This is a genomic window from Phormidesmis priestleyi ULC007 (assembly GCF_001895925.1).
GTDB classification, from domain to species: Bacteria; Cyanobacteriota; Cyanobacteriia; order Leptolyngbyales; family Leptolyngbyaceae; genus Phormidesmis_A; species Phormidesmis_A priestleyi_A.
The window spans coordinates 95928-109856 of sequence record NZ_MPPI01000011.1; the positions used below are offsets into that span (position 1 = coordinate 95928).

9 protein-coding genes and 2 tRNA genes are annotated in these 13929 nt (G+C 50.2%); 4 read left to right on the forward strand and 7 right to left on the reverse strand.

Annotation, left to right across the window (positions count from 1 at the left end; translation table 11 throughout):
- Nucleotides 1-39: 39 nt before the first annotated feature.
- On the forward strand, nt 40-726 hold the full coding sequence (locus BRW63_RS11965; protein WP_073071394.1) for a PD-(D/E)XK nuclease family protein: 687 nt from the start codon (nt 40-42) through the stop codon (nt 724-726).
- A 277-nt stretch (nt 727-1003) separates the two neighbouring features.
- Here the strand turns inward: BRW63_RS11965 and mtnA are convergent, their stop codons facing one another.
- The 7 genes from mtnA to BRW63_RS12000 all read right to left on the reverse strand — a co-directional run bounded on the left by mtnA (nt 1004) and on the right by BRW63_RS12000 (nt 9895).
- A complete protein-coding gene (gene mtnA / locus BRW63_RS11970) occupies nt 1004-2065 on the reverse strand; it encodes an S-methyl-5-thioribose-1-phosphate isomerase (protein WP_073071396.1) in 1062 nt (353 codons plus the stop codon).
- Nucleotides 2066-2082: 17 nt separating this feature from the next.
- Nucleotides 2083-2739, reverse strand: a complete 657-nt coding sequence (locus BRW63_RS11975) for a Uma2 family endonuclease (RefSeq protein ID WP_073071397.1) — start codon at nt 2737-2739, stop codon at nt 2083-2085.
- A 103-nt stretch (nt 2740-2842) separates the two neighbouring features.
- Nucleotides 2843-4735 (reverse strand): 1-deoxy-D-xylulose-5-phosphate synthase, encoded by a 1893-nt coding sequence (gene dxs, locus BRW63_RS11980; protein WP_073071399.1) that lies wholly within the window; start codon nt 4733-4735, stop codon nt 2843-2845.
- A gap of 209 nt (nt 4736-4944) precedes the next feature.
- A tRNA-Gly gene (locus BRW63_RS11985) sits at nt 4945-5015 on the reverse strand.
- A 92-nt stretch (nt 5016-5107) separates the two neighbouring features.
- Nucleotides 5108-6184, reverse strand: coding sequence for an energy transducer TonB (locus tag BRW63_RS29550; RefSeq protein ID WP_073071401.1), 1077 nt, complete (start codon nt 6182-6184; stop codon nt 5108-5110).
- 100 nt (nt 6185-6284) lie between these two features.
- Nucleotides 6285-9713: a response regulator gene (locus BRW63_RS11995; RefSeq protein ID WP_073071402.1), complete on the reverse strand. Its 3429-nt coding sequence runs from the start codon at nt 9711-9713 to the stop codon at nt 6285-6287.
- A complete protein-coding gene (locus BRW63_RS12000; protein ID WP_143162047.1) occupies nt 9710-9895 on the reverse strand; it encodes a hypothetical protein in 186 nt (61 codons plus the stop codon). Before BRW63_RS12000 ends, BRW63_RS11995 begins: the two co-directional genes overlap by 4 nt.
- A gap of 347 nt (nt 9896-10242) precedes the next feature.
- Here BRW63_RS12000 and BRW63_RS12005 point away from each other — a divergent pair, with 347 nt between their 5' ends.
- The 3 genes from BRW63_RS12005 to BRW63_RS12015 all read left to right on the forward strand — a co-directional run bounded on the left by BRW63_RS12005 (nt 10243) and on the right by BRW63_RS12015 (nt 13915).
- A complete protein-coding gene (locus BRW63_RS12005) occupies nt 10243-11376 on the forward strand; it encodes a hypothetical protein (protein WP_073071405.1) in 1134 nt (377 codons plus the stop codon).
- Nucleotides 11377-11519: 143 nt separating this feature from the next.
- The gene (locus BRW63_RS12010; protein WP_106253997.1) at nt 11520-13796 is read left to right on the forward strand and encodes a ComEC/Rec2 family competence protein; all 2277 of its coding nucleotides are present in this window, start codon (nt 11520-11522) and stop codon (nt 13794-13796) included.
- A 34-nt stretch (nt 13797-13830) separates the two neighbouring features.
- Nucleotides 13831-13915, forward strand: a tRNA-Ser gene (locus tag BRW63_RS12015).
- Nucleotides 13916-13929 lie beyond the last annotated feature (14 nt).

Consider the following 13929-nt stretch of genomic DNA (forward strand, 5'->3'; position numbering starts at 1 on the left):
TTTTGGTTTACGCTGCCAAGAGCAGAGGAAGGGTAAATCATGAGCGATGAACGACTGCCGCCTTATAAAGCAAAACAGGTGAGAGAGGCAGGACGGCAGTATTATGTCACCGATCGCGGCGATCGGGTTCCTAGTGTGACGGCGATTCTCAACGCCACCAAACCGCCAGAGCAAAGAAAGGCGCTATTTGACTGGCAGCAGCGAGTTGGCACCGAGGAAGCGTCTCAAATCACTCGTGCAGCCAGTCGGCGCGGCACCGGAACTCACCGCCACGTGCAGCGCTATCTAGAGGGTGAAAAGACTCCCTGTCCTGAAGCTGTGCGTCCCTATTGGGAGAGTATGGCTCCGATCGTCAGCGCGATCGAGCAAGTTCGCTTGGTCGAAGGGACGATATTTCATGACGAACTTCGTTATGGCGGCGTAGTCGATTGTGTCGCCAGCTTTGAAGGAACGCCCTGCATTTGTGAGTGGAAGACCTCGGATAAGCCTAAACAAACGATCGATCGTTTATACGATTACCCGTTGCAGTTGGCGGCCTATTGTGGGGCGGTCAATCAGCTTTATCAAGACTACGAGCTAAATTTGCGCCATGCGCTGTTGGTGGTAGCAATTCCAGACAGACCCGCCGAGGTGTTTTGGTTTGAGCCAGACGCAATGGCAGACTATTGGGAGCAGTGGGAGGAACGCGTCGATCGATTTTGGCGCAGGTTGGGATATTTTCGATGAGCGGGTCGTGAATTAACGTGAATTCGACGGCTTCGTTACAGTTTGTCGCGCCCCCTAAATCCCCCAAGTTTGGGGACTTCAAGCCAAAATTTCCAGTTCAAAGTCCCCCAGAATGGGGGATTTAGGGGGCAGAAGCCGCTGACAACGCAGCGAAAAAACTCGTCGAACTGACGTTGAATTAAATTATGTCGCTACCTGCAACGCCAATGGGCACGACATTGCCATGCCCGTACGCAAATTCATAATCCTTGGCGAATGCTATCCGCTTCTTTTAGACTCACACGATTTTTCTTGAGTACAATTCGCCGTGCAGTTGACTAGGTGAAAACGCGCCATGCTCGGTCACGATCGCCGCAATCAAATCTGCTGGGGTGACATCAAAAGCGGGATTGTAATAGTCAATTCCTGGCGGACAAAGTATCGTTTCACCCACCTGGTAGATTTCAGCCGGATCGCGTTCTTCGATCGGAATCTGACTGCCATCTCGAATTTCAAAGTCAATAGTCGAGAGCGGTGCCGCTACAAAAAACGGAATGTTGTGCGCTTTAGCAATCAGCGCCACACTATAAGTCCCAATTTTATTGGCGGTGTCACCATTAGCGGCGATGCGATCGGCTCCGACAACCACCGCATCAATCATGCCTTGCTGCATGCAGTGCGCTGCCATGTTATCGGTAATTACGGTCACGGGGATGCCCTCTTGCACACATTCCCAAGCGGTTAACTTTGCGCCTTGCAGCCGAGGTCGCGTCTCATCGGCGTAAACCCGTTCGAGTCGATCGGCTTGCCACGTCGATCGCACGACTCCCAAAGCCGTGCCATAGCCAGCCGTTGCCAGCGCCCCGGCGTTGCAGTGGGTCAAAAGCCGCAGCTTTTCAGGGGCGGACGGCAGCGCAGATAACCCATGATCGCCGATCGCCTGACAGGTTTGAATATCTTCGGCATTGATCGCCTTTGCCGCTTTTAGCAAGGCTTGTTTCAAATAATCCACGCTGCCGAGGGTTTGGCGAGCTGTTTTAAGCATCCGCTCGATCGCCCAAAACAAGTTCACCGCTGTAGGGCGAGTGGCGCGTAGTGTTTTGGCAACGTCTTCGAGTTGGGTGAGAAAGCGATCGCGATCGTGGGTTTCAATTTCTCGTGCGCCGAGATACATCCCATAGGCAGCGGCAACCCCGATCGCCGGAGCGCCCCGCACAATCATAGTTTTGATCGCTTGTGCCATATCTTCACAGCGATGAATATCGACCAGCGCATATTCGCTAGGGAGACGGGTTTGATCGATGAGCAAGACACGATCGTCTTGCCAAATAACGGGATAGACCTGGTTTTGAAGAGACATAAAAGCGAGGGGTTGGTTTACGACGGGTCTGCGAAGGTTTGCAATAACCAACGATTAATTGTGCCATCATCTTCAGTCCGACTGCGCTGTAATGCCTCTTCGACTAGCGAAATCTTTAATCTGGGCAAGACCAGCGATTCTTGAATTCGACCGCTGTATCCCTGATTGACCTCAAAGGCAAACACTTCGCTCGTTTCAACCTTCACGACCCAATATTCTTGAACTCCAAGCTGCTCATAGAGTAGGCGCTTATCTCCTAAATCATCTTTAAAGGATGAGGCTCCAATCTCAATGACCAAATTTGGCGCACCAAACTCATCTATATTGACAGGAGAATTGTTATGTGGAAGCCGTCCAAAATTTGTCCCAACATAAAACGCGATATCAGGTTGACAGCCTCTGACTCCCGTTTTCCAAAAACTTGCATTGGTTAATCCTTTAGTCCGAAAATTCCTAAGGGCTGCAAAGATAGCGACGACGTTAGAAATCACCGTATTGTCCTGACCGTGTGCCGATCCGAGGGCTGCCATTTCGATTCTTAAGTGTCCACGATCGTAATAAAACCGCCCTTTTTCATAAACCGGATCATCCGCTAAGGCAGCAAAAGTTTCCCAGCTAGCTTTTATCCAGGTGTCGGTTTCGATCGTGGGAATCGTCGAGGCAATTTGATTCATGCTCTTTGCTCTGCTGTCCCGGTTTAAGCTTAACGGCTCAATCAATCAAGGGCTGACTCAAGCTCACAAAGCCCGATTACCAGCCCTTAAAAACGACGATCGCTTACACACTCACCACCGACGGCTGACGGCTAAACAATTTGAGAATCTGCTCTGCCATCTGCGGCGGAGTCAACCCTAAAGCTGCCTTTGACTCGTCGGGCGTGGCATGGTCAACCAGAATATCAGGAACGCCAATCCGCTTCACGGGAACGGTGATATCAGCATCCATCAACGCTTCGACCACAGCAGAGCCAAAACCACCGGGCAAACAGCCTTCTTCAAGCGTCACCACTCGACCGATTTTTTCAGCCAATGGCAAAATCAATTCAGTATCCAGAGGTTTAGCAAATCGGGCATTGATCACAGTCGCTTCGATGCCGTGTTCGCTCAAGATTTCGGCAACCTGCATTGAGGGATAAACCATTGAGCCATAGCCGAGTAGTAGGAGATCATCGCCTTGACGGAGAATTTCACCTTTGCCGATCGGCAGTTCTTCCCAGCCTTCTTCCATCAAAGGCACGCCATAGCCGTTGCCTCTGGGATAACGCATCGCGATCGGGCCACTCGTATGATTGATTCCCGTGACGATCATGCGCTGCAATTCGGCTTCGTCTTTAGGAGCCATCAGCACCATATTAGGAATTAGGCGCAGATAGGCAATGTCATACATTCCCTGGTGAGTGGGCCCGTCTGATCCAACGATTCCGGCGCGATCGAGGCAGAAAAACACAGGCAAATTTTGAATGCAAACATCATGAATAATTTGATCAAATGCCCGTTGCAAAAAGGTCGAATAAATTGTGGCGACAGGACGCATTCCTTCACAGGCAAGTCCGGCAGCGAGGGTGATGGCATGTTGTTCAGCGATCCCCACATCGACATATTGCTTGGGCACTCGTTTTTGAAAGATGTCTAATCCCGTCCCGGTTGCCATTGCAGCAGTGATGCCGATGACTCTTGGATCGTTTTCAGCGATCGTGCTTAACGTTTCACCAAACACCTTTGAGTAGCTAGGAGGCTTGGGTTTGCTGGAGGGGTTTACCTTGCCTGTCGCCAAGTTAAAGGGCGTTTGCGCGTGATAGCCGACCTGATCGTTTTCAGCGATCGCATATCCTTTTCCTTTCACCGTCGCCACATGCACCAAAACTGGACCCGGATGCTGGTGTGCCTGTTTGAAGGTGGCAATCAATTCTTCGAGATTATGACCATCGATCGGCCCCATATAAGTGAAGCCCAATTCCTCAAACACCGCCCCTACTTTAGGAACTGCCAAACGCTTCATGCCTTCTTTAAGCCGCGATAGTTCGGGCGAGAAGGGCATATTTTTGAACTGCTCTTCTAAGTTGTCAGTGAGGAACTGAACGGGCGGACTGAGGCGCATTTTGTTGAGATAGCGAGGAATCGCGCCAACATTGGGCGAAATGGACATCTCGTTATCGTTGAGTACCACAAGCAGATTAGTTTTAGGCAAATGACCTGCGTGGTTAATCGCTTCGAGCGCCATGCCCCCGGTAAGTGCCCCGTCGCCAATGACTGAGACAACCTTGAAGTTTTCGCCCTTAGCATCGCGTGCCAGAGCCATTCCTAAACCTGCCGAGATGCTGGTGGAGGCATGACCTGCCCCAAAATGGTCAAACTTACTTTCACCGCGTTTGAGATAGCCCGCTATGCCATCTTTTTGACGTAGCGTGTCAAAGTTGGCATAGCGCCCTGTGACTAGCTTGTGGGGGTAGGCTTGGTGTCCTACGTCCCAAATTACTTTGTCGCGATCGAGATCGAGAGTTTGATAAAGTGCCAGGGTTAGCTCGACGACCCCTAATCCAGGGCCGAGGTGTCCTCCAATGGTTGCGACCGTTTGCAGATGCTTTTCACGAATCTGACGAGCAATTTGCTGAAGCTGATAGATCGACAGACCATGCAACTGGTTTGGGTGAGTCAATTCACTCAGATGCATACCGGGAATATCCTTGGAATGTATGTGATCAGTAGTTTTATCTACCCTTTATCACTGTAATTCATTAGGGGAAATGATTTTGAGCGCGGTACGCAATTTGAAACGGTTTCGTTGCCCGCTCACAACCACGATTCACCGTAGACGGAATTTCGTTACGACTGCGATTCCCAGCGAAATTGTTTGGGACTACTCTGATTTCTTATGGTTTAAGCGAGTGGCGAGAATCGAACTCGCATCATTAGCTTGGAAGGCTAAGGTTTTACCACTAAACTACACTCGCGCGTCTAATCGGCTTGACTTGACTCAAGCGTTTTTAACAATAGCATAGTCTTCACACAGTTCGCTCACAAATTTTTAGAAGTCGCGATCGACTCACTTTAAGGAGTTAAGCCGCACAGAAACATTTAGAAGAGACTCTACAGGCTGTCCAGCTAAAGTGGCAGGTTCAAACGTCCATTGATCTTGAATCAGGTCACTCACAAACTTGTCATACTCCTGTGAACGACTGGGGTCTACCACGCTAGTCACCTTAGGTTTTCCCGTGCGATCAACCAACACGATTAAGCGAATTGTTTGACCCAGATTTAGCTCAACTTCAGGCGGGTAATTTAGAGTCAAAAATAGTCTACTCGACTCGATCGGGCGGGCAATTTTATCAGGAATCGTTCCTCCACCATTATTCTTCCCATCTTGAAGACTATTCCCGTCTTGAATGTCCAGCAAATCTGCCTTAACTCCGGTTCCCCCACGAGGAATTGCGTTTTCAACGTTAGGCAACCCTGCGTTCGTTCGCTTCGATTCGTCTAAGCCCTGCGTAGGTTCACCCGGAACTCGACCAATCTCTGGATCGGGTAAAGGAATTCCACTGGGAGAGGGCGCAGGCACCGGAGTAGGTTCGGCGGGAGTTTCAGCAGGAGCGGCAGTCGCATCAGGTGCAGGAGCGGGTTGAAACGGCGGTTGCGGAGAGGGAGTGATCGGGGTTGAGAGATCTGGTTGCGTCGTTAATTTAGGAGAGGGTGTGACCGGAGATGGAATAACTCGCGATCGAGTCGGGGCTGATTTGGGGATCGATCGAGTCGGGGTCACTGGCACAGGAGAGGGCTTGATGACTTGCTGAACCGCAGATGGCTGATCGGGCACAGGTGGGGGAACTGAAGAATCAGCGTTAGGCAACCGAGTCGCGGTCTGGGGAGCGACAGAAGATTTAGCAACTTTGGGTGTGGTCGATCGAGCCACTTTGCTAGAAGACTTTGGAGACAGATCAATTAGCTCGATCGGGGCAGCCACCCGCGCAGGTTTTTGACTAGAGACGCGAAACAAAAACAAGCGCCCTGACAGCAGCAGCAACAAATGCACAATCAGTGAGCCTGCCAATACGGCAATCCACAGGCTAGGGGGGTCACTGTGCCGTCGATCGTGCCCAGACCGCAGATCAGTCGCTGGGTTCATCAGTCGCCATCCTAGAAACTTAGCGTCACCCTCATCTTAGTCAGTGGGTAGCGTTTCGGAAGCGTCGTAACCATTTCAGAAACAGGTTTCAGGTTTCGACTTACGGAAGCCTGCACGGTACATCTAGATAAGGATTGACTGAAAACGTTAAGACCGTCTCATCGATACCTTTGAGTTCTAGAGGGCTGACTTTGGTAATTGCGCTTTCGTCGAGATAGTCGGCGACCGCAGCAGACACGAGAATGCAGTTTGGCTCGGCGGCTTCTTGGATGCGAGAAGCAATATTCACACTGGGGCCGATCGCCGTATAGTCGGCTCGTTCTTCGCCGCCAAACATGCCGACGACTGCCGTACCTTGATGGATGCCGCAGCGAAACTGCACTCGACTAATGCCTTGAGCCTGCCAGCGATCGTTGAGTTCATCTAGCGAGCGATACATCTGACGGGCTGCGGCGATCGCACGTCTGACTTGCTCGTTGGGAGTCAGTTCTTCGGGTGCGCCAAAGATTGCCAAAATCGCATCGCCCATAAATTTATCAACGGTGCCGCCATTCTCAAACACGGCACGGGTCATGCTGGCGAGATATTCGTTAAGCAACTCAGCAACACGACGCGATCGTAAGGTGTTAGAAAGTTGAGTGAAGCCAACAATATCGCTGAATAAAACCGTGATCATCCGAGGTTCTGGGCGTAGATCTAGCAGGAGTTCACCCTTGGCGGCTCGTTGCACCAAAGCGGGAGGCAAAAATCGCTTCAGCACCGACTCGGTTAAATAAGTGTTGAGTTGCGCCACTCGCTGCTCGTTGGCTTTGAGCGCCAGCAGATTCCGAACTTCTGCCAAAAGCTCCCGATCGTTAAATGGCTTTGATAAGTAGGCATCTGCGCCCAGCTCCGCCCCTTCGATGCGGGTGTCTTCATCGGCTTTGGCAGTCAACAACACGATCGGAGTGCCTTTGAGAGCGTCGTCTTGGCGAATCATTCGGATCAGGTCGAGTCCTGAGACGATCGGCATCATCAAATCAGTCACAATCAGATGAGGACGACGAGTTTGCGCCTCTTGGAATCCTTCAGCACCGTTGCGGGCAGTCCAGACTTGATAGCCCTGTTTTCGCAAAATGCCTGAGACATACGATCGCAGGTCGGGGTTATCATCTACAACGAGAATCTGAGATGCGTCAGACGCTTGAATTTTGAATTTTGAATTTTGAATCGAGTCTTCTAATTCAGAATTCAACAGTGAGGATTCAGAATTGTTCTGAAGTTCTATCTCTAGATCGGCTAACTCTACTGCCGCGCGGCTCGATTGCAGTTCTGCCTGATCTTCAGTCACGTGTTCTGGCGCTAGATGGGCGCTACCAGTTTGCAGCCAGATGCTAAACGTCGTGCCTGCTCCGTAAACAGATTCGACGGTGATCTGTCCTTTGTGCAGTTCGACGAGTTCTTTGACGAGGGCAAGTCCTAACCCGGTGCCTTCATAGCTGCGATTAGCAGAGCCTTCTGCTTGTCTAAACCGCTCAAATAAGTAGGGAATTTGATCGGGAAGAATGCCGATCCCCGTATCAATCACTTGCAGCAGACAATGTTCACCTTCTGACCGCGCCACGATCGTGATTTGCTTACCTGCTGGCGTAAACTTCATCGCGTTAGACAACAGGTTATAGAGAACTTTGTCAAATTTCTCCAAATCCAGATAAGTCGAGGGACACGGACTCAGTTGAGTCAGCAAAGTCAGCCCCTTTTTCTCGCAGTAGGGACGGAACGAATCGACTACCTGGCTAACAACTGCTTCGAGGTCACACGGGCGGAAACTGGGCTGCATACGTCCAGCATCGAGCCGTTGCAGGTCGAGAAGCTGATTGACCAACCGCAGCAACCGCCGAGAATTTCGCAGCGCGATCGCGGCTTCGTCGTAGGTCAGCCCCTCTTGTTGAGCCGTTGCCGACTCTAACGGGCCCACCATCAGCGTTAAAGGTGTTCTAAACTCGTGGGAGATATTTTGGAAAAACTCAGTCTTTTGGCGATCGAGTTCAAGCAATTGTTCGGCTTGTTGACGAGTTTTTTGATAGAGACGAGATTGTTGAACGGCGATCGCTGCCTGTGCTGCCACCGACTGCGCGAGTTGAATCTCCGAAGTTTTCCAGAGACGAGTGTGTTGATTTTGCCGTAGAGAAATGCTGCCGATGATTTTGCCATCTGAGATCAGGGGCACCACCAGCAGGGCGCGAGCAGGCGTGTGAACCATCTCTCCAACGTGCATTTCTGGGTGTTGAGACAAGTCTTCGAGCACAACGGGCTGCTGAGAAACCAACAACTGCTTGAGAACCGGGTTGCCCTTGATCGGGGTTTCCGAGCGGGGAAGCGATCGCTCTAATGACAATTTGCTGATTTCTGGTGCGATCGCGTTGCCGGGCTGCCAGTTAGGATCGTGTAAACCCACCAGTTGCACAAATTCGTCGTTTTCTGTCCAGAGTGACAGCGCGCAGCCATCGACCTGGAGGGCTTGCCCCAACTGCTGAGTGATGGCGGCAAAAATTTCTTGAGGGTCGAGGCTCGATCGAATCGCGGTGGTGATAGTGTTAATCAACGCTTCTCGTTTTGCCAGGGCGCGAACTTGTTCATAGGCATACGCTTGGGAAAGTGCCAGCGCTGCCTGATCTGCCACCATGCTGATCAGTTCGACTTCATCTTGCTGCCACTGACGAAACTCACCGCACTGGTGCAGCGCCAGTACCGCCATTAATTCTTGTTGACAAATGAGCGGCACAATTAGACTCGATCGAATATCGGCCGCTTGATAAGCCTGTTGACGCTGCGAGCTTTGAGACTGAATCAGATCATCGATCGTCGCATCCTGAATCACTTCAACTTGATGAGTTTTCCAGATGGTTTGAAAGAGCGGGTCTTGATTGAATTCAGCCGTCTGGGGCGCTTGCCAATAAACAAATCCTTCATTGTCTGATTGCCCCTCTTGAAATGGGCGCAGAATAGCGCAACTCACCTCAAACATGCTGCCGACGGTTTCGACGATCGTTTGCAGAATTTGCCGATAGCTCAGGGCACTGCGAATCGTGTTGGTGACCGCGTTGAGCAGCAACTCGCGGCGTAAGGTGCGGCGCAACTCTTGAGTTCTCGCTTTGAGTACGTTGTGGGTGTCGGCTGCCTGACGAACCACTCGCTTTAGCTCTTCGTCATCCCATGGTTTTGTGACATATTTAAAGACTTTGCCCGCGTTGATGGCTTCGACCAGATCTTCAACGTCGGTATAGCCCGTGAGAATGATCCGAATAATATCGGGATATTGGGTTGCCGTCAGACTGAGAAACTCGGTGCCGCTCATCATTGGCATGCGCTGGTCGGAGATGATCACCGCCACATCGCCTTCTTTTGAGAGAATTTCTAGCGCTGCCGGGCCGTTTTCTGCCCGCAAAACGTTAAACTCGCGATGAAAAGTGCGGTAGAGCAGGTCTAAATTATCAGGCTCGTCATCGACAACCAGAAGTTTTTGCTTGTTCACGTCACGAGATTTCATGCATCACGCTCCTGCGGCATGGAAAGACTCGCGATCGCAGCCACCTCACCCCAGACATAAATAGAGCGCTGCGTCGCGATGCAATAAGTTGTGGAATTCTGAATTGCCAACATAGTGATTAGTCTGCCCATGATCAGCTTGGCGATCACTGATAACAGCAACAGCCGAAGATTTGTCTGCACCCATCTCAATTTAAGATTTGAAGCGATCCTTCGGAGTTTCGCGAAGCCGATCACCCACTCGTCTATCGACGCTAGAGCCATTGTTACCAGATTCAAGATGATCCACCAAGCACGTCTTTACTAAAATTGCCCCTGACTGAAGGGGTTCTAACACTAATCTACAAAAGTTTGTGATCTCGATCGCACAAATGACCCACTCAGATCACCTCAAACGCGCAACCTACTGAAACTTTTTCTTTCCTTCAGGGTCGTTGTAGGAAAGACATAAGATTGCAACTCCGAATAGAGGAGTCTAGCGCTAAAATTTGAGCGGTAGAGATCTTCAACCTGTCTGCCCGACGAATGCCATGAATCAGCCGATCGCTTCTGAGTCTGCCCTATCTGCGTTTTTGCACAACCTGCCGGATACTTTGCGTCAGCCATTTTCGCTGGCGGTGATTGGCTCGGTGGGTGCCCATTTATTTTTCTTTTTGTGGCTGCCTCTGTTCACCACCGAGGAGGCAAAACCCGATAATCAACGAGTCGTGCGTTTACTCAATTCATCAAATTCACCGCCTCAATCTCAGGTTGCCACCTCTCAACTAGGGTTGCCGCCAATTCCTAAAACACCAACCAGCACTGTAAAGATTCCGTTAGGGCAACTCACCCCGCCGATTCCTCCAGACTCGTCGCTCTATAAGTTTCAAGATCCGATCGGGCCTTTCACTAGCCCGATCGTGCCGCCTGCGCCGCCTGTGTTCCGGTTTCCTCAACCCACAAATCTCTTTTCGCCTCCTCCAATTCCCCAGAATTTTAATCGCATTCCAAATTCACCACGTTCGCCAAGTTCAGTGCTTGGACCAATTCCTATACAAAACAGCCCAACCCAAAACGCGACTACAACACCTCCGCCACCCTTGAATATAAATGGGCAGACGGATAGAAACGTTCGGCCACTTACCCCAGGAGTTACTGTAAATTCCCCAACTCAGCCCACCAATCCAGCAACTCCGCAAAACCAAACTGCTGCGCCCACTGCTACAGTGCGTCCAGAATTGCTGGCAGAAAATCAGCGGCTGCGAGACAAATTCACGTTTAAGTCTCCGGGTGCAACTCCGAACGAAGTCGATTCCAAGAATCTTGACAACTATATCAGTTGGTATAAGGCAAACGTGACCGATCGAGGAATTCAAGAAAGTCCGGTTGAGAAAAGGATTGTAGTTGCTGACATTCCTTATAATTCGTCATTTAACTTAACTGAGAAGGTTGAGCCAGCTTACATTCACGTTTTGGTGGCTCCAGATGGCAACATAGTCACCCGCGAACTGGCAGTCACCGGGCGCACAGGTTATGGAATATTAGATGATCTCGCGGTCAGAGAGGTATTTCAACGAGTCACGAGCGCTCAAAAAGAAGGCACATTAAAGCCGACTGGCGACGACAAAGACAAATACGTTATCTATATATATAAAGTGACTTTTAAGATCGATCGGGCAGCGTGATTTTAAGTTCTCTGGGTTTGTCTACTTAGACGCGATCGCCAATCTTTTAGCCAGGAGTTAGACATTCTAGCTCCTGATTTTTTTAAACGTGCCACGGCAGAAAAAATTTGGGCACCCTGAAGCTTTGCAGATGGGGTGTAAAAGTGAATCTGACCAGCGGCATGATTTTAGGTTTGGCTTATATTTTGGGGTTGCTCTCGACCGGAGTTGCTTGGGGCGGAATCATCGTTTTGGGGCTGGGATGTGGGGCAGCGATCGCGCTTCCTAAACTCTGGAAAGGTCAGTTTAGCTCCAGAATTTGGATCGCGGCAGGAGTCGTGGGTTTAGTCGCTAGTTTGTATTTTCAAATTCGAGTGCCGCAACCCGGAGTGACTGATATCAGCCGACTATTGGCGATCGAAAATGGTGCCAATCAGCAGCAAGTCACCGTTTCTGGACAAGTGATGGAACTGCCCCGGCTCAACCGCAGTGGAAAATCGCAACTCTGGCTAGCGGTCAGTCGTGTGGATGGAGCCACTCAATCTGAAACCCTAAAGCCCGACCAAGTGCGCGGAAAGCTATACGTGACGGTGCCCTTGCTGCAAGCAACTGGTATCACTCCGGGGCAGGAAATCGCGATCGCAGGCGTTCTCTACAGACCTAAACCTGCAACGAATCCGGGTGGGTTTAACTTTCAGGAATATTTGGCGCAAGACGGCTGTTTTGCAGGATTGCGAGGAAAAACGATCGAGCTATTGCATCCCAGCGATCGGACATGGGGCTGGTGGATGATTCGACAAAAAATTATTCGATCGCAGATTGACTGGCTCGGCAGCCCAGAAGGACAACTCGTTAGCTCAATGGTGTTAGGAAGTCGAGTCGTCGATTTGCCCTTTGATATTAAAGATCAATTTACCAGAATTGGATTATCTCATGCCTTAGCTGCGTCGGGTTTTCAAGTATCGCTAATTTTGAGTGTTGTATTAGCGTTAATGAAGCGATTCTCAACTCGATCGCAGGCTATGGCTGGAGCGGCGGCAATTTTGATATTTTTAGGATTAACGGGGCTAGAGCCATCCGTTTTGAGAGCGGTGATTATGGGCATGGGCTTGTTAGTTGGGCTATTGATGAAGCGCAACGTCAAACCATTAGGAGGATTGTTACTTGCTGCAATCATGCTTCTAATCGTCAATCCGATATGGATTTGGGATTTGGGATTTCAACTAAGTTTTTTGGCGACAATGGGGTTACAAATTACCGCTCCGACTTTAGTGAAATGGCTAGACTGGTTGCCCAATATTTTTGCTCCTATGGTTGCGGTTCCGATCGCAGCCTATATTTGGACGTTACCACTTCAGTTATATGCGTTTGGAGTTCTCTCTCCTTACAGCATTCCGGTTAACGTTATCGTGACTCCTTTAATCTCTATCATCAGCATTGGTGGAGTGATTAGCGCTTTTCTGGCTTTGATATTTCCGATCGCAGGTAGCGCTTCTGCCTGGTTGCTGCATTATCCAACCTATGGCTTGCTGGCAATCATTGATTTGTTTTGCAATCTGCCCGGAAACTCGATCGCAGTTGGCACAATTTCAGCATTCTCTACGGTGATTTTATATGCGTTGATCTGCTTGCCCTGGCTGCGACCCAAAGTGCAACCTTATTCGTGGCTGATTGGACTTATTGCAGTCACTTTAGTGTTTATGCCTGCCTGGTATGTCAAAGCAAATTCATTACAAATTACACTGTTGGCAACGCTGCGAGATCCGATTCTAGTTATTCAAGATCATGGACAAACTACATTAGTTAATAGTGGTGATGAATCGACCGCTAGTTCGACGGTGTTGCCATTTTTGCAAAAAGAAGGCATTAATCAATTAGATTGGGCGATCGCGACCCACTCGACTGCGACGACAAACACTGGATGGTCAACCCTGCTGGCTCAAACTCCCGCAAAATCTTTTTATCAATTAGCGAGTTTAACTGCGGCTGAGAATGCCACGATCGCGCAAACAGTTCAGACTCATCAAGGGCGATATCTGCCTTTCGCGATCGGGCAGACAATGCAGATGCGATCGACTTCGGTACAACTGATCAGCACTGAGCCTGAAATAGTGCGGTTTCAAATCGGTGAGCAAAATTGGCTCTGGCTGAAGGACAGTCCCAAAAAGAGCCAGACGGATCTGCTGTCAAACCCAGCATTGAACAATAGCCAGGTGTTGTGGTGGTCTGGGAAAGCGCTTAAGACAGATGTGATTGAACGACTGAAACCGGAAGTAGCGATCGCTTATTCAAACCGAGTCGATCCTGAAACGGTGGCTCAACTTCAGAGTCGTGGAACTCAGTTCTATTCTCTGGGGCAAGATGGAGCCATCCGATGGACTCCGCAAACCAGGTTTGAAAAGACTTCAGAATCTTCTGAGAAGAATGCCCGATCGATATAGTATGATGGATGGCTGGAGAGTTATAAGCTCTCTTGGAGAGGTGGCAGAGCGGTTGAATGCGGCGCACTCGAAATGCGCTTTGGGGCAACTCAACGGGGGTTCGAATCCCCCCCTCTCCGTTAATTTAGGGCAT